The 18,517-nt window shown below is 39.0% G+C and carries 10 protein-coding genes and 1 tRNA gene; 6 read left to right on the top strand and 5 right to left on the bottom strand.

What is annotated here, in order from left to right:
- Nucleotides 1-5: 5 nt before the first annotated feature.
- Nucleotides 6-1,226, bottom strand: coding sequence for a site-specific integrase (locus QUE35_RS02695; RefSeq protein ID WP_022601228.1), 1,221 nt, complete (start codon nt 1,224-1,226; stop codon nt 6-8).
- A 242-nt stretch (nt 1,227-1,468) separates the two neighbouring features.
- Nucleotides 1,469-1,541, bottom strand: a tRNA-Lys gene (locus QUE35_RS02690).
- 422 nt (nt 1,542-1,963) lie between these two features.
- Here QUE35_RS02690 and gltB point away from each other — a divergent pair.
- From gltB to asnB, 3 genes are all read left to right on the top strand, one after another.
- Nucleotides 1,964-6,475 (top strand): glutamate synthase large subunit, encoded by a 4,512-nt coding sequence (gene gltB, locus QUE35_RS02685; RefSeq protein ID WP_031258610.1) that lies wholly within the window; start codon nt 1,964-1,966, stop codon nt 6,473-6,475.
- 61 nt (nt 6,476-6,536) lie between these two features.
- Nucleotides 6,537-7,952, top strand: a complete 1,416-nt coding sequence (locus QUE35_RS02680; protein ID WP_022601230.1) for a glutamate synthase subunit beta — start codon at nt 6,537-6,539, stop codon at nt 7,950-7,952.
- Nucleotides 7,953-7,971: 19 nt separating this feature from the next.
- A complete protein-coding gene (gene asnB, locus QUE35_RS02675) occupies nt 7,972-9,639 on the top strand; it encodes an asparagine synthase B (protein WP_022601231.1) in 1,668 nt (555 codons plus the stop codon).
- 138 nt (nt 9,640-9,777) lie between these two features.
- Here the strand turns inward: asnB and QUE35_RS02670 are convergent, their stop codons facing one another.
- The 3 genes from QUE35_RS02670 to QUE35_RS02660 are packed head-to-tail and all read right to left on the bottom strand — an operon-like array spanning nt 9,778 to nt 12,962.
- Nucleotides 9,778-10,299: a GNAT family N-acetyltransferase gene (locus QUE35_RS02670; RefSeq protein WP_022601232.1), complete on the bottom strand. Its 522-nt coding sequence runs from the start codon at nt 10,297-10,299 to the stop codon at nt 9,778-9,780.
- Nucleotides 10,300-10,321: 22 nt separating this feature from the next.
- Nucleotides 10,322-10,993, bottom strand: a complete 672-nt coding sequence (locus QUE35_RS02665; RefSeq protein WP_022389966.1) for a porin family protein — start codon at nt 10,991-10,993, stop codon at nt 10,322-10,324.
- A 4-nt stretch (nt 10,994-10,997) separates the two neighbouring features.
- Complete coding sequence (locus QUE35_RS02660) at nt 10,998-12,962, bottom strand: LysM peptidoglycan-binding domain-containing protein (protein WP_022601233.1); 1,965 nt, start codon at nt 12,960-12,962, stop codon at nt 10,998-11,000.
- A gap of 332 nt (nt 12,963-13,294) precedes the next feature.
- On the opposite strand from QUE35_RS02660, the gene QUE35_RS02655 reads away from it, so the two are divergent.
- From QUE35_RS02655 to uvrA, 3 genes are all read left to right on the top strand, one after another.
- Nucleotides 13,295-14,587, top strand: coding sequence for a T9SS C-terminal target domain-containing protein (locus tag QUE35_RS02655; RefSeq protein ID WP_022601234.1), 1,293 nt, complete (start codon nt 13,295-13,297; stop codon nt 14,585-14,587).
- A 66-nt stretch (nt 14,588-14,653) separates the two neighbouring features.
- Nucleotides 14,654-15,616 carry a lytic transglycosylase domain-containing protein gene (locus QUE35_RS02650; protein ID WP_022601235.1) on the top strand — a complete coding sequence of 321 codons (963 nt, stop codon included), beginning with the start codon at nt 14,654-14,656 and terminating at the stop codon, nt 15,614-15,616.
- 49 nt (nt 15,617-15,665) lie between these two features.
- Nucleotides 15,666-18,491, top strand: coding sequence for an excinuclease ABC subunit UvrA (gene uvrA / locus QUE35_RS02645; RefSeq protein ID WP_022601236.1), 2,826 nt, complete (start codon nt 15,666-15,668; stop codon nt 18,489-18,491).
- The last annotated feature ends 26 nt before the right edge of the window (nt 18,492-18,517 follow it).

The raw sequence follows: 18,517 nt of genomic DNA, 5'->3' as shown, positions 1-18,517 counted from the left end.
ATTACCTAAACAGCCAGATCAGATAAAAAACTATTTACCTTTTCCATATCCCTGTAAATACTCTGATCCAATACCCGGGCGTAGTGTTTGGTTATAGACGTGTCGGCATGCCCCAACATCTTCGCTACATTTTCCATACTCACCCCGTTAGCCAGACAAACCGATGTGGCATAAGAATGCCTCGCTACATGCGTTGTCAAATTCTTACCGATACCACAAATATCCGCAATCTCTTTCAAATAACTATTCATTCGTTGGTTACACAATACTGGCAGCAATTTACCGGTACATCCCGCCACTTCTTTATACTTATCGAGAATCGAAGCCGCAACCGGTAAAACCGGGATATTGCACATAACACTGGTTTTCTGCCTTTTTTTCCTGATCCACAAATTGCCGTTATTATCCCGTACCACATGTTCGGAAGACAACTCCTTTACATCGCTGAAAGCCAAACCCGTAAAGCAACAAAACACGAAAATATCCCGCACCTGAGATACACGTTTAATCGGAAATTCCTTGCTGAGAATAACCTTAATCTCGTCCATCGTCAAAAACTCCGGGTCGGTATCTTCAATCTTAAACCGATAATAAGCAAAAGGATCTTTCCTGATCCAGTCGTTTTTCAAAGCCAGATGAATAATCTTTTTCAGGTTCTTCAAACGAGTAATCGCCGAATTTTGCGCACAACCTTTCTCAATCTTTAAAAAAGCATCGAACCGGGAAATAAAATCCGCCTCCAAATCATTCAAAGCAATATCCGAAACCCGGTATTCCTTTCTGATAAATTCCGACAAGTAACGTGTAGTCGTTTCGTAGCGCTGTACAGTCTTACTCACAAAATCCTTGCCGATTAAATTACGGCATTGCGCATTATGTTCACCGAAAACCTGCAATAAGGTTTTATTCCCTTCATCCTCTCCATAATAAAGTTTACGGATTAGGTCGGCGGTAATAGTCTTTCCGGACGTTTCCAACTCCCGGTAAATTTGGTGAATGCGTGAACGGGTTAGTGCCAGATAACGGTTCAACTCTGCCGACATCCGATCTTTCCCCCTAGAACACTCTTTCGCCTGATTCCAGAAATTTACCGGACAACTGCGCTTTACCAGAATATCCACCATGCAGCCGTTCACCGTAATACGCATACAAACAGGCGCTTCTCCATTCTTCAGCAGCTTACTCTTTTTGATAAAAAACAAAACGCTGAAAGTCTTCCTTTCCATTTTCACATCGTTTTTAGAATTACAAAACTATGTATTCCCTTCCAGAATAAAACCATGCAAAACGCTGTAAACCAATGAGAAATAAGCTAAATCGTGGGACTAAAACCGGAGAAAAAAAAGTCCCACGATTTAGACCCGGATAATATGCCTGAAAGTGCGTTTTTTTGCTATTTGCCAGAAAAAAGAAATCCCCGATAATGCTTGATTATCAGGGATTTGCTCTATTTTCCTTTTGTTTTCAGTGATCCGCCTGGGGCTCGAACCCAGGACCCCAACATTAAAAGTGTTGTGCTCTACCAGCTGAGCTAGCGAATCATCGCGGGCATTTGTTTTTCCAAATGCGTTGCAAAGGTACGCTTTATTTTCGTTTCTGCAAATTCTATATATACTTTTTTGAATTTTTGTTTATAACTGTCTAATTTACAATAATGATAGAACTACTCTAAATTCTTCATTGGAAAAATATATGTTCAAATTTTTAGACTGACTTTTGATTCTTGCTAATATTTTTTCTTCTTAAATTATATTTTGACAATCTGTTATAAAGTATCCTATTTTAATTTATGTTTTATATAAATTGATGCTATAATATTTTAAAATATAACCACCCGTTTCTCTTACAAATATTTTTTATATTGATTTTTTTACTTCTGATATTTCATAAAGAAATAAAATAATACATTTGTAATACATTTTGCTAATATTATTGCTTATATTAAAACAAAATGATTTTAATAATGAAAAAAGTGGATCAAATTAATATTGAAAGAGGTCTGTATGATACTTCTTATGAGCATGATGCTTGCGGTGTCGGGATGTTGGTAAATATTCATGGTGGCAAATCTCATGATTTGGTCGATTCGGCTCTTAAGGTTTTAGAGAATATGAGACATAGAGGAGCTGAAGGTGCTGATAATAAGACAGGGGATGGTGCAGGAATTTTGCTTCAGATTCCTCATGAGTTTATTTTGTTACAGGGAATTCCAGTTCCGGAAAAAGGGAAATATGGTACTGGGCTAATATTCCTTCCTAAAGATGTAAAATTGCAGGACATGATATTGAGTATCATGATTGACGAGATAGAGCGGGAGGGATTGACATTGATGCATTTGAGAAAAGTTCCGGTAAATTCGTCTATATTAGGTCGTGAGGCTTTAGCAACAGAACCTGATGTGCGTCAAGTGTTTATTACAGGGTGTAATAATCAGCAAGAGTTGGAGAAAAAGTTATATCTCATTCGTAAGCGGATTGAAAAGAAAATACGTTTGTCGGATGACACGATACAAAAGGATTTTTATATCGTGTCGCTTTCTTCCCGAAGTATTATTTATAAAGGTATGCTTTCCTCTTTACAGTTAAGGTATTATTATACCGATCTTACTAATCACTATTTCACGAGCGGCTTGGCGTTGGTACATTCTCGTTTCAGTACCAATACTTTCCCGACATGGAGTTTGGCTCAACCGTTCAGATTATTGGCTCATAATGGCGAGATCAATACAATACGGGGAAACCGGGCTTGGATGGATGCTCGGGAGAGTGTTTTGGAATCTCCCGCATTAGATAATATAGGAGACATTCGTCCTATCATACAGCCGGGTATGAGTGACAGTGCCTCATTGGACAATGTATTAGAATTTTTAGTGATGTCGGGATTGAGCCTTCCGCATGCAATGGCTATTCTTGTACCGGAAAGTTTCAATGAAAAAAATCCTATATCCGAAGATCTCAAGGCTTTTTATGAGTACCATAGCATTCTTATGGAACCGTGGGATGGTCCGGCTGCGCTTTTATTCTCGGACGGACGTTATGCCGGTGGAATGCTTGATCGGAATGGACTACGTCCGGCTCGTTATCTTATTACTAAAAATGATATGATGGTGGTAGCTTCGGAGGTCGGCGTTATGGATTTTGAGGCGAACGAGATAAAAGAAAAGGGGCGGTTACAGCCCGGTAAAATATTATTGGTCGATACCGAAGAGGGGAAAATATATTATGATGGGGAGTTAAAAAAACAATTGGCAGAGGCTTTCCCTTATCGAACATGGTTGGCAGCTAACCGGGTTGAACTTGATGAGTTGAAATCCGGGCGTAAAGTTGAACATCGTGTGACCGACTATGACCGTATGTTACGAGCATTTGGTTATACACGAGAGGATATAGAGCGTGTTATCATACCAATGAGTGTGAATGGTGCAGAGCCTGTATCTTCGATGGGAAATGATACCCCTCTGGCAATATTGTCTTCTCGTCCGCAATTATTATATAATTATTTTCGTCAACAATTTGCACAAGTAACTAACCCTCCGATCGATCCTATAAGAGAGGAGCTGGTCATGAGCCTGACAGAGTATATCGGAGCTGTCGGTAACAATATTCTTGTTCCGAGCGAATCTCACTGCAAAATGGTAAAACTCAATTATCCCATATTGAGCAATACTCAGTTGGATATCCTGTGTAATATTCGTTACAAAGGTTTCAATACGATAAAGTTACCTATGCTTTATGAGGTAGCTGAAGGAAAGAACGGTATGCGTGATGCTCTTGATCATTTGTGCAAGAGTGCCGAACAAGCAGTCGATGATGGAGTAAATTATATTGTATTGAGTGACAAGAATGTTGATAGAGTACATGCGCCTATACCTTCATTATTAGCTCTTTCTGCAGTACATCATCATTTGATTTCTGTACAGAAGCGTGTTCAGACGGCATTGATTGTCGAGACCGGAGAAATGAGAGAAGTTATGCATGCTGCTTTATTATTGGGATATGGAGCAAGTGCCATTAATCCTTATATGGCTTTTGCCGTGTTGGATGAATTGGTTCGGAAACAAGAAATCCAGTTAAATTACGAAACGGCAGAAAAAAATTATGTAAAAGCTATATGTAAAGGCCTTTTCAAAGTAATGAGCAAGATGGGCATTTCTACGATCCGAAGTTACAGAGGAGCTAAAATATTCGAAGCAGTCGGTTTATCTGCCGAGTTGAGTAAGAGTTATTTCGGCTCTACGGCAACACCGATAGGAGGTATTCGTTTAGATGAGATCGCTTCTGATGTGGCAGCGTTTCATTGGGATGCTTTTGGTGGAGATGTAGGTGCTTTTCTGCCGAATAGGGGAGTTTATTCATATCGTAAAGACGGAGAAAAGCATGCATGGAATCCGGAAACGATATCTGCTTTGCAGTTAGCTACACGTTTAGGCAGTTATAAGAAATTTAAAGAATATACACATAGTGTCGATGAAAAGAGTGATCCTGTATTTTTACGCGATTTTCTAACGTTTAAAAAGAATCCTATTCCTATCGAAGATGTAGAACCCGTTTCGCATATTATGAAGCGTTTTGTTACAGGAGCAATGAGTTTCGGGTCTATCAGTAAAGAAGCTCATGAGACAATAGCTTTGGCAATGAATAAAATTGGCGGACGTAGTAATACTGGAGAAGGAGGAGAAGATCCCGTTCGTTTCGTTCCTTTGGAAAACGGACTTTCCATGCGTTCGGCAATAAAACAGGTCGCTTCCGGACGTTTCGGTGTTACGACAGAATATTTGGTGAATGCCGATGAAATACAAATAAAAGTGGCACAAGGGGCTAAACCCGGAGAAGGCGGACAACTGCCTGGTTATAAAGTGAACGAAGTCATTGCAAAGACGCGTCATTCCATTCCCGGTATTTCCCTTATTTCTCCGCCACCGCATCATGATATTTATTCGATTGAGGATTTGGCTCAGCTTATATTCGACCTGAAAAATGTGAACCCCAAAGCGGAAATAAGCGTCAAGTTAGTTTCTGAGAGCGGAGTCGGAACAATTGCTGCCGGAGTTGCTAAAGCCAAGGCCGATCGAATTATCATTTCAGGTGCTGAAGGAGGAACGGGAGCTAGTCCTGCCAGTTCTATCAGATATGCCGGTATGCCTCCTGAGATCGGGTTAAGTGAGACTCAGCAAACACTCGTATTGAACGGACTTCGCGGACAGGTGAGGTTACAAACCGACGGACAATTGAAAACCGGAAGGGATATTGTCTTGATGGCTCTTCTTGGGGCAGAAGAGTTTGGCTTTGCAACTTCAGCTTTGATTGTTCTCGGGTGTGTTATGATGCGCAAGTGTCACATGAATACATGTCCGGTAGGAGTTGCTACACAAGATAAAGAGTTACGCAAACGTTTTCACGGTCGTCATGAATATTTGGTGAATTTCTTTACGTTCCTTGCAGAAGAAGTTCGGGAATATCTTGCAGAAATGGGATTTACAAGTTTAGATGAAATTATCGGACGTGCCGATTTGTTGGAAAGAAAGGATATACGTAGTAACCCAAAGTATGACCTGCTCGATTTTTCACGGTTGACTTATTTCCCTGAACAAGCTGCAATGACGGCAATTCGGCAGATAAAAAGTCAAGATCATCGTATCGATCATGTAAAGGATAGAGAGATAATTCAACAAGCTGCAGCGGCAATCGAATCTCGGAAAGAAATATCTTTAGATTATACGATTGCCAATACCGATCGTTCTGTAGGAGCTATGTTGTCGGGACACATTGTTTCTTTATATGGAAGAGAAGGTTTGCCTGAACATACGTTGAACGTAAAATTCAAAGGTTCTGCAGGACAAAGTTTCGGCGCTTTTTTGGTAAATGGAGTTCATTTCAAACTCGAAGGTGAAGCGAATGACTATCTTGGGAAAGGATTGAGTGGAGGACGCATCAGCCTGATGCCTCCAATACGTTCTACATTTATCGCTGAAGAGAATACGATTGCAGGAAATACATTACTCTATGGCGCTACATCGGGAGAGGTGTTTATAAATGGACGTGTCGGAGAACGTTTTGCTGTTCGCAATTCAGGAGCAATAGCGGTTGTTGAAGGGGTAGGCGACCACTGTTGTGAGTATATGACCGGAGGAAGAGTTGTGGTTTTAGGTGTTACCGGACGGAATTTCGCTGCCGGAATGAGTGGCGGAGTTGCTTATGTTTGGAATAAAAATAATGATTTCGATTATTTCTGCAATATGGAGATGGTAGAGCTATCTTTGATTGAAGAAAGCTGCTATCGGAAAGAGCTACACGAACTGATCCGTATGCATTATTATTATACGGGGAGTAAATTAGCAAAAGTTATGCTTGACGAGTGGGATAAGTATGCAGATCAATTTATTCAGGTTGTTCCTATTGAATATAAAAAAGTCTTGCAGGAAGAGCAGATGCGTAAATTGCAGCAGAAGATTGCTGACATGCAAAGAGATTATTGATACTCTTTCAATATCTTAATTTTTAGTTGTTTATTAGATGAATTGTTAAAAAATAGATATAATGGGAAATCCGAAAGCATTTCTTACTATACACCGGCAAGAAGCCGGATATCGTCCGGTACATGATCGTATCGAAGATTTTAGTGAAGTGGAACAAACATTAAATAGCGCTGATCGGAAAAATCAGGCATCTCGTTGCATGGATTGCGGTGTGCCGTTTTGCCATTGGGCTTGTCCTGTCGGGAATAAACAACCTGAATGGCAAGACTTGCTTTATAGGGGAAAATGGCGGGAGGCCTATATGATATTGGCGGAAACTTGCGATTTCCCGGAATTTACAGGACGCATCTGTCCCGCATTATGTGAAAAAAGCTGTGTGTTGAAATTAAGTGCGGATGAGCCTGTCACGATCCGGGAAAACGAGGCCGCTATTATGGAGGCCGCTTTTAGGGAAGGATATGTAAAACCCGTATCTCTGAAGCGTAACGGAAAAAAAGTCGCTGTGGTCGGTTCTGGTCCAGCAGGTCTTACTGTTGCGAATCGTTTGAATCATAAAGGGTATGAAGTTACCGTGTATGAAAAACATGAGCTGCCTGGAGGTCTGCTTCGTTTCGGTATTCCGAACTTTAAATTAAGTAAGGTTGTAATAGATCGCCGTATTCGCCTTATGAGAGAAGAAGGAATCAATTTTGTCTTGAATACAGAAATCGGAAAAGATATTCCGGCAAAAGATTTGGTTGAAAAGTATGATGCCGTGTGTATAGCAATCGGTGCGGAAGTCCCGAGAGATTTGCCGATTGAGGGACGAGATATGAAAGGTATATATTTTGCGTTAGAATTGCTCGGACAACAAAATCGAGTGTTAGAAGGTATTATTCCGCAATCTGAAGATTTGATTTCGGCTAAAGGAAAAAAAGTTTTGGTCATAGGGGGTGGAGACACTGGTTCGGATTGTGTCGGAACATGCAATCGTCATGGAGCTGCGAAAATAACGCAGATAGAAATTATGCCGAAACCTCCGGTACATGATAATCCGCAAACACCTTGGCCTATGTATCCTATGGTGTTGAAAACAAGTAGTTCGCATGAAGAAGGCTGTGAACGGCGTTGGTTGTTGAATGCTATCAGATTTATCGGTGAAAAGAATAGGCTAAAGGCCGTAGAGGTAGAAGAAGTGACTTGGAAACGAGATGAAAATGGCCGTATGCAGATGCTTCCGACAGGTAAAAAAGAGGTCATTGATGCCGATTTGGTATTTTTGGCAATGGGCTTTGTACACCCTGCATTGGAGGGAATTGTTTCCGAGTTGGGGCTTACTGTGGATGCTCGGAAAAATATAGCTGTCGATTCTTTACAAAAAAGCAATGTAGATAAGGTCTTTGCTTGTGGCGATGCGACTACGGGGGCAAGTTTGGTAGTAAAAGCGATGGCTGCCGGAAAGAAGACAGCTGAAGCCATAGACCGATATTTAAAATAACCAAATAACAATAAATGATATGTGTGGGATAGTAGCAGTATTAGATATAGCTTCAGGAGATGTAACGAAATTACGTTCTCAAGTTTTGAAAATGTCCGACAAGTTGCGGCATCGTGGTCCGGATTGGTCCGGTATTTATACCGGAGAGAAAGCGATTCTTGCGCATGAAAGGCTTTCGATCGTAGATCCTCAGTCAGGAGGACAACCGCTTAAGAGTAAAGACGGAAAAATCATTTTGACGGTGAATGGTGAAATTTACAATCATTTGGCGATTCGTGAACAGTTAAAAGGTGAGTATGAATTTCAGACGGGTTCCGATTGTGAGGTGATACTTGCTTTGTATCGGAAAAAAGGAATTCATTTTCTTGAGGATCTGAACGGGATATTTGCCTTTGTGTTATATGATGAGGAAAAAGATGAATATCTGGTTGCCCGTGATCCGATAGGGGTTATCCCTCTCTATATAGGTACAGATAATGCCGGACATATTATGGTAGCTTCAGAGTTGAAAGCTTTGGAAGGGTATGCCGTTCATTATGAACCCTTTTTACCGGGGCATTATTATTATAGTAAAGAGAAAAAACAAGTGCGTTGGTATGTTCGCGATTGGATGGAGTATGATGCTGTAAAAGACAACCCGGTCGATATATCTGATTTAAAGAGGTCTTTAGAAGCTGCTGTACAACGGCAGTTGATGAGTGATGTCCCTTACGGAGTTTTATTGTCCGGAGGCTTGGATTCTTCGATAATCTCAGCTATTGCGAAAAAATATGCGGCAAAACGGATAGAGAATGACAGTAAGACGGATGCCTGGTGGCCACAACTGCACTCTTTCGCTGTAGGTTTGAAAGGCGCTCCGGATCTGAAGGCTGCTAAAAAAGTCGCGGACTATATCGGGACGGTTCACCATGAAATCAATTATACGGTACAAGAAGGATTGGATGCTATACGGAACGTTATTTATTATATCGAAACTTATGATGTGACTACAGTAAGAGCTTCGACACCGATGTATCTTTTAGCTCGAGTTATCAAGTCAATGGGGATTAAGATGGTATTGTCCGGAGAAGGAGCGGATGAAGTATTCGGAGGATATCTCTATTTCCATAAAGCACCGGATGCAAAAGCTTTTCATGAAGAGACTGTACGAAAAATTAGTAAATTGTATCTATATGATTGTCTGCGCGCTAATAAATCCTTATCAGCTTGGGGAGTTGAAGGGCGTGTGCCTTTCCTTGATAAAGAGTTTCTTGATGTTGCCATGAGATTAAATCCCGAAGCTAAAATGTCACCGGGAAAAGTTATTGAAAAGAAAATTTTGCGGGAAGCCTTTTCTGATATGTTGCCGGATGAGGTTGTATGGAGGCAGAAAGAGCAATTCTCGGATGGCGTCGGGTATAGTTGGATCGATTCGTTAAAACAGTTGACTTCAAATTTAGTCTCGGATGAAGAAATGGCTCATGCATCCGAAAAATTTCCCGTACAAACCCCTATGAATAAAGAAGAATACTATTATCGTTCGGTATTCGAAGAACTGTTCCCGAGTAGGAGTGCGGCGTTGACAGTTCCGTCTGTTCCATCTGTCGCTTGTAGTACGGCTGAAGCGTTGGCTTGGGACGAGGCATTTAGAAATTTGAACGATCCTTCAGGTCGTGCGGTAAAAGGAGTTCATGCCGATAGTTATTGAGCTCTTTCAATATTTATAGTTGGATGGTATCAAGAGACTGTTTCGTTTTGAAATAGTCTCTTGTATTTATTTTTATTATTCAAATAGATGATCGCATTTTGTAATGATCGGTTTTACTTTTATCCCTCAAAATAACTTCTATTTCATTACTACAGTTTTCAGATCATTATGAAATAAATCGTATTCGGTTTTTGTTATCATTCTTTTTGTCGATAAAACTATTAAAGAATGTCCTTCAAATTCTTTTCTGTATGCCGGGTGAATATGATGGTAATCATTGGTGAAGAATCCGCATTTTTGATAAAATCTTAATCGTGCAGTAGAAATCTTGTCTGTGATGGGATCGATTTCCAGTATGATGATTTTGGAATGTTCCCCAATAAACTTGTTTAAAAGGTTGCTGCCTATACCGTTCCCTCTTAATGATTGGTTCACGGCAAAATGTTCGATGTATATGTAGGCAGGAAATTCCCAATAAGAAATGAAGCCGATAAATTTGTTTCCTTCGGCGTAAGCAATTAGATGGTATTGAGGATGTAAAAAAGCGATCTTTTGTTGTTCTTCAGTTCTCTGTTCGAAAATTGGAAAACTGCTTGAATATAAGCTCTTAAATTCAGAATAGGATACGTGAGACTGGTTATTTATGATGATACTTTTCATTAGAAACGAAAGACAACGGTTGTTATTTCAGGTTGAACATATAGGACAATGCAACGGAAATAGTCTGATTAGATGATGCCGAGAAATAATCGACTTTACGATTTTTGAAAAAGTCTCCTAACCCGAAATAGTATCGCCCTTCGAGGATGAAACTGTTTTTCTTGGCTTTGATCTCGATTCCTGCTCCTCCGCAAATGCCGTAATCAAATTTATGTGCAATGGGCATGTTGTATTGTGTAGATTCCCATGTTTGAGAAAATTGTGGAAGTTCTTTCAAATTGAAACTGCTTATTTCTTTATCCGATATAAGAAAACCTACTTGCGGTCCTAAGTTTACAAATCCGCGAAAAACTTTGTTTCCAAAAAAGATATGAGTCATGAATGGTAGTTCGATATAATTTAGTTTTCGGCTATAACTATAATCTCCTTCATCGCTGAAATTCTCTTTCCATCCATGCTGAGTAAAATTTAATTCGACAATAAAACCGAAGTATTTTTCTTCGATATATCGTGCGGATATTCCTCCCATATAGCCCATTTCATAATTTTGTCGCACACTCGGACGGAGAGTTACTCGTGAAAAAGTAGTTCCGAATTTCGCACCGACAGCAAATTCACGTTTGTAATTCCTTTGTGCCGAAATCGTGGCGATACAGAAAAGCAAAATACAACTGCTTATGATGATCTTTTTCATGCTTTTATCTTATTACCCGTTTCTCAATAATATATGAAGGCTTAAAGTAGACAAAATAGAAACTTTTGTTTATAAATCCGCTCCAATTATTGATTCTCTGGAATTTAAAGTCGGTTTGTATACTTGAAGACTCTACTTGGTTAAGATGGTTTTCAAAATTTTTTCCGTATTGTTTTAATACACTCAAAAAATACATACCCGTATCAAATCCTAATAATCCGTATTTGGGGTTGGCATTGATCATATCTTTGTTATACCAGAAATAAAATTTCTTTTGGAATTCTTTCCAGTCATAATCTGTCGGATTTGTGTAAAATCGAGTAAATATAACCGTATTTAGTTTATGAAAATTATTCAGATACTCTTTTGTATATGTCTGCCATTCGGGATATCCGAACAACGTAATAGAAAGATCGGCACGATCATCTTTCAACTTGGTCAATGGTGCAATGATTTTACCGACAGAATTTTTTGTAGAAGAATTGCTGATAATAAGAATATCGGAGTTTTCCGGTAAGGAGCTGTTCAGCATTGTAAGTTCAGGATCTGAAGCAATATGAAGATCTTTGGATTGAATATTTTTATGTCGCAATTCCGCTTTTACAGAGTTGATGAAATCTTTCTTTTCATCCGCATTGTTATCGTCAAGTAAAAATATGACTTGCTTGTTTCCGAATTGACGTACCAATTCGGTTGCAGCCTCAGCATATAGATAGGAGTGCGGTATATTTGTTTGTAAAACATGGGCGTTGTGGTTTGCTTCGTCATTTTTCAGAGAAAATGCATTTACCATGTTGATCTCGTTTTTGAGTGCAAATTCTGCTGTTTTCTGTATCAGGTTATTATCGGCAGGGCCGATAATCAAATCAATCGATTTCATTTCGGGTTTTGACAGGATATTGTCGAGGGTAGAACTTTTCCCTTCTGTGTCATAAGCATATACATTAATAGATGTTTCCCGTTTTTTCAAGCTGTCCACAGCCAAAAGAAATCCCTGATAATATTCAAGATAAAGAGCCGATCTGGCATCTTCTTTTTGGGAAAGCATAAAAGGAAGTAAGACGGCAACGTTGATTTTTCCGTCTTTTTCTATTGAATAAAGATCATTGTATATTTGATTAATATCTTCGTGAGTTAAGGCTTGAGAAATATCGGTCGGAGATTCTTTTACCGGAATATTTATCGTATCGTTTTTTTTGAGCTCTCCGATTCCCGGATTACAAGCCCTGATATCGTCTATTGTAATGTCGAATTGTTGAGCGATACTGTACAAAGTCTCTTTTTTCTTTACTGTGTATAAAAAAGTTTTAGGACCATTGTTTTTTTGAACCCTTTCATTATTTTGTTCAGGGATAATTCGTATAACTTTCCCGATTGAGAAGTTCGAAGGTGATAGCCCGGGATTTTGTTTTAATACGGATTCTACGGAAATGCCATATTTTCGGGAAACGGAAAATAATGTCTCTTTAGGAGCAATCGTGTGGAAAATATATTGGTTTCGAGTATTATTGGATATTGAAGAATCGGACGATGTATTCGAGTTAATTTGAGGAATCTTTAATTTTGTTCCTATTTGTATTCCCTTTTCCGATCCCGGGTTTAAAGCTACTATGGAGTCTGTACTGATATGGTACATGCGGGATATTGCATATAGCGTTTCTCCTGCAGATACGGTATGAACGAAATATGGCGATTCTGTTTCTTGAATAGCAACTTTTACACCTTTAATCGGAATCAGTAATTCTTGCCCGCTTTTTAATCCGTATTTAGCCGACGGATTGAATTGTATGATTTCCTCTTTAGAGACATCGAATTTTTTGCAAATAGAATAAAATCCTTCTGCACGATTTACTTTATATAAGTAAAACCCTTTACCGTCTATCGATTTTTGCGGGAAATTATCGGCATGCAATGATAAATATCCGATAAAAAAAATGAAAAGTAAGAAAGATATTTTTTTTAGAATCATGCGATCAGCTTATTTGTTTTTATTGTTATCCGTATATGATATATGAAAAACAAAGGTATAAAATTTTCCTTGTTGTGGCAATGTCTTAGAAAAACTTCATGATTATGAGAGTCTGTTTAAGTTTTGTTCAGATATTTTTGACAGCTATTTTGAGGATATTTTTTTGATTCCATCTTGTGACATGCAAAAATAGAATAATGAACTTAAAGAGGCAGAGAGACCCTTTTACCGGAAAATTTGAACAGGCTTGTATAATCCTTTTTTGATTTTTTATTTATTTCTTTCTTTGAAATGCCGTATCTTTGACGATTAACTATTATGGAGAGTTGGAGATGAAAAGATTCTGTATTTTATCGTTATATATATTCTTCGTATCTCTTTTATATGCGCAAACTGTAGAAGTTGACGGAGCTTATCGTTGGACAGGAGTAAATAAATCGGAGACAGGGTTAGATTATGTTTTTGTAATCCCTTCATCGTCACAGGCTACGATTCGGTTTAATTCTACATCGGGATCACCTGTCAATTGGTATAGATTTGATCGTACGGGGATAAATAATAAAACTCCTATTTCTAACGGAAATTCTTTGACGTATTCATCTGCAGAGAAAGATTATGGGTATGTCATCGAACAAGGAGATGCTTCTATTTATCTTTGGTTATCGACTTATAAAGAAGTATCTTCTTTGTATGCGGATGAGGAGTATGCTAATCAGTGTGAAGATGTTCGTTTGGCCGGAACGGGTCTTGATATTGCCTATTATACAGTCAATGGGAAATGGAAAGGAGTAAATCGTGCAGTCGCTTATAAAACTTGGAAATGGGATGACACATTGAAAGATTTGAAAATGGTAGAAGATACGGTACAAGGTCTTGTTTCAAAGAGTGGGGAAACCGTCAGTTTGTATGCTCCAGCACCGTATGAAAAAACGCTGTTTACAGTGATCGATTCTATTCCGTATAAAGGTTGGAACGGTGCTATAAAAACGTTTTCTACATCTGATGAATATGAACCTCGGGCAATTTTAATGAAAGCTGTAGTTTCTCAACAATTAAGAGATGCAAAAAATGAATGGAATACAGCTCCGGAAGATGGATCTTTCGGTGGTTCAGCTCCTGTAGAAATGGAATTTAAAGCTTATGTAAGCGGAGATAATTATTATGCATGGGAGTTTATGCAGGAGAATCCGAGTGAGGTGGATGATCCTATTGTAGATGCTATATATCCGGATAAAATATTGCGATACACGTTCAAGGATGAGGGAACGACTTATGTCCGGCTTAAAGCGACCAATTCATATTGCAGCAGAGATACCTCTTTTACTATAACGGTAGGCGAGTCTCGCCTTGAAGCTCCGAATATTTTTTCTCCCGGAACAAGTCCCGGTGTGAATGACGAGTGGAAAGTCGCCTATAAATCGATAGTTCAGTTTAAGTGTTGGATATTTAATCGATGGGGAGTTGAAATTTTCCGTTTTAGTGACCCGGCACAAGGTTGGGATGGAAAGTATAAAGGGAAATTAGTCCCACCCGGAGTTTACTATTATATTATAGAAGCAAAAGGAGCTGATAACCAGAATTATAAATTAAAGGGGAATATAAATATTTTAAGACCTCGTAATTAGAGTCTGTTTCTTTCCTCATCGAAAAATTTAAATAGGTTTTTAGAACCGGGTATATTGGGTAAAAAAATGAAAAAAAAGTATATTTACATGTCGATAGTTGCGATTATGCCACTATTGACGATATTATCAATCGTTTCTTTTAAAACTCCGCAAAAAGATCTGCTTACATCATCTCTTATCGTTAATATTATACCGGATTTTCCTGCAAAAGTAGAGTGGGGAGGCGAGAGAGTTGATTTGGACAGATTCGATATGAGAGAACGGTATGATCGGGAGCTGACAAGTTTTTGTTATATGCATTCGAATACGCTCTTGATTTTAAAACGGGCTAATCGTTATTTTCCCCTTATCGAACCAATTCTTAAAAAGAACGGTATTCCTGAGGATTTCATTTATTTAGCAGCTATTGAGAGTTATTTAAATCCTCGTGCAGTTTCTCCTGCAAAAGCTGCGGGACTGTGGCAACTGTTACCTTCTACAGCAAAAGAAGCAGGACTCGAGGTGAACGATTATGTCGATGAACGGTTTAATATCGAAAAGTCAACAGAGGCGGCTTGTCGTTATCTGAAATCGGCTTATGCCAAATATGGTAGTTGGACTACTGTTGCGGCCTCTTATAATGCAGGAATGGGGAGAATTTCGAAAGAACTGGTGAAGCAACAACACGATTCTTCATTTGATCTTTGGTTAAATGAAGAAACCTCCAGATACGTTTTTCGGGCGTTGGTATTGAAAGAAATTCTCGAAGACCCGTATCGGTTTGGATTTGCCGTAAGAAAGCACCAGTTATACCATCCGGTGCGTGTGCGAGAAATAATGGTAAATACGCCGATTGAGGATCTTGCTACATTTGCAAAAAATCATGGTATTACCTATGCTCAATTAAAAGAATTTAATTCATGGTTGAGAGATCGCAGCCTTCCGAATAAAAACGGGAAAACATATAAAATACTGATTCCGGAAAAGAAAGATCTATATTATAGTACACGTCAGATACCGGTATATAATAAAAAATGGACAATAGACTGATATTATCAGGCTATTTCATTTGCTGATTTTAAATGATTTGTAGTAAAAAATGATAAAGAAAGACGATAAAATAGAAGTGCTCGGGGCTCGGGTACACAATCTTAAGAATATAGATGTTGAAATACCTCGTAACAGTTTTACTATCATTACCGGATTAAGCGGAAGTGGGAAATCTTCATTGGCATTTGATACTATATTTGCCGAAGGCCAACGTCGTTATATTGAGACGTTTTCGGCTTATGCCCGTAATTTTTTGGGGAATATGGAACGCCCGGATGTCGATAAAATAACCGGATTGAGTCCGGTGATATCCATAGAACAGAAAACAACGAATAAAAATCCTCGCTCTACGGTAGGAACAACAACGGAGATCTATGATTTTTTAAGGCTTTTATACGCTCGGGCAGGAGAGGCTTACTCTTATATCTCAGGAGAAAAGATGGTCAAATATACCGAAGAGCAGATTTTAGCTTTGATTCTTGATAGATATAAAGGACGGAAAACTTATGTTTTAGCGCCATTGGTGAGAAATCGTAAAGGTCATTATAAAGAACTTTTTGAACAGGTTCGTAAAAAAGGATATTTGACAGTTCGTGTCGACGGAGAATTACGCGAAATTTTACGCGGAATGAAGCTCGATCGTTATAAAAACCATAGTGTAGAGCTGGTGGTAGATAAATTGATCGTTTCGGAAAAAGACGAACGACGCCTGAAAGAAAGCGTACAAACCGCCATGAAACAGGGCGATGGATTGATAATGATTTTGGATGCGGAGACTGGAGAGGTACGTCATTATAGCCGTATGTTGATGGATCCGAAAACCGGTCTTTCGTATAGTGAACCAGCTCCGCATAATTTTTCATTTAATTCTCCGCAAGGTGCATGTCCCAGGTGCAAAGGATTGGGGTATGTCAATGTTATAGATAAAAGCAAGATAATTCCTGACCCGAATCGGTCGATATATCAAGGAGGGATTGTTCCGTTAGGAAAATATAAAAATACCCTTTTATTCTGGCAGATAGAGGCTATTTGCGATAAGTATGGAGTTACACTGAAGACCCCTCTGAAAGATGTTCCGGAGGAGGCTTTGGATGATATCCTGAACGGAACGGATGAACGGTTGAATATCAAAAACCAATCACTGGGAAATTCTAATTATTTTCTCACTTTCGATGGTCTGATAAAGTATATCGAGATGCAACAGCAGAATGAGGCTACAGCTCAGGCTCAGAAATGGGCAGGCCAGTTTGTAAAAACAGTTATTTGTCCTCAATGTAACGGTCACAGGTTAAATGAGGAGGCTTTGCATTATCGTATTCAAGGAAAAAATATTGCTGAATTGGCGGAGATGGATATTTCTGAGCTTTCTTGTTGGTTAGACGGGATAGAAATGCAAATGTCCTCAAAGCAGGCTGCGATTGCGAAAGAAATTTTAAAAGAAATACGCTCCAGACTGCATTTTTTGGTAGATGTCGGATTGGAGTATCTGAATTTGAATCGAGCTTCGGCAACTCTTTCCGGAGGAGAAAGCCAACGCATACGTTTGGCTACACAAATAGGGTCTCAGTTGGTCAATGTCCTTTATATTTTGGACGAACCGAGTATCGGATTACATCAGAGGGATAATACTCGTTTGATACGTTCGTTGAAACAGCTTCGGGATGCCGGAAATTCTATTATCGTTGTTGAACATGATAAGGAAATGATGCTGGAGGCAGATTATGTCATAGATATGGGACCCAGAGCCGGCCGTCTTGGCGGGGAAGTGGTTTTTGCAGGAACTCCGAAAGAAATGTTGAAGACAAAAACGTTGACGGCGGCATATCTGAATGGTAATATGGAAATCCCGATACCCAAAACGAGGAGAAAAGGGAATGGAAAATCTATCGTTTTACAAGGTGCGACAGGAAATAACCTGAAAAATCTGACCGTTGAATTTCCATTAGGAAAATTTATTTGTGTAACGGGAGTTTCCGGTAGTGGAAAATCGAGTTTGATTAATGGCACATTGCAACCGATAATTAGTCATCTTTTTTATCGGGCACAACGAGAACCTCTTCCTTATGTGAATATAGAAGGGTTAGAATATATTGATAAAATCGTAAACGTTGATCAGTCACCATTAGGCCGTACGCCTCGTTCGAATCCGGCAACTTATACGGGGGTGTTTTCTGATATACGGAATGTTTTTGTTGATCTTCCGGAAGCCAAAATACGAGGATATAAACCGGGGAGATTTTCTTTTAATGTTGCCGGAGGACGGTGCGAAGTGTGTGGAGGAAACGGTTATAAGACTATTGAGATGAATTTTTTACCGGATGTATTAGTCCCTTGTGAGGAATGTCATGGAAAACGATATAATAGAGAAACGTTAGAAGTCCGTTTCAAAGGAAAATCTATTGCAGACGTTCTTGATATGACGATTAATCAGGCCGTTGAATTTTTTGAAAATATCCCGGCAATTTTAAATAAAATAAAAGTCCTCCAAGATGTCGGGTTAGGCTATATTAAATTAGGGCAACCGTCCACTACGTTATCGGGTGGAGAGAGTCAGCGTGTGAAGTTAGCTACCGAATTATCTAAAAAAGATACAGGAAAAACTCTTTATGTATTGGACGAACCGACCACAGGTTTACATTTTGAAGATATTCGAGTTTTGTTGAATGTCCTCAATCGTTTAGTAGATAAAGGAAATACGGTTTTGGTAATAGAACATAATTTGGATGTTATAAAGTCTGCCGATTACATTATAGATATGGGACCTGAAGGTGGACAAGGAGGAGGACAAGTTCTTGCTACCGGTACACCGGAAGAAATATGTAAAACGGAAGATACTTATACAACGCAATATTTAAGAAAGGAACTTAATTTGTAATATACATAACGTTGTTTTGTTATTGG

Origin of the sequence: Coprobacter fastidiosus (assembly GCF_030296935.1) — a bacterium.
GTDB classification, from domain to species: domain Bacteria; phylum Bacteroidota; class Bacteroidia; order Bacteroidales; family Coprobacteraceae; genus Coprobacter; species Coprobacter fastidiosus.
This window is presented reverse-complemented; position numbering and strand designations above follow the sequence as displayed.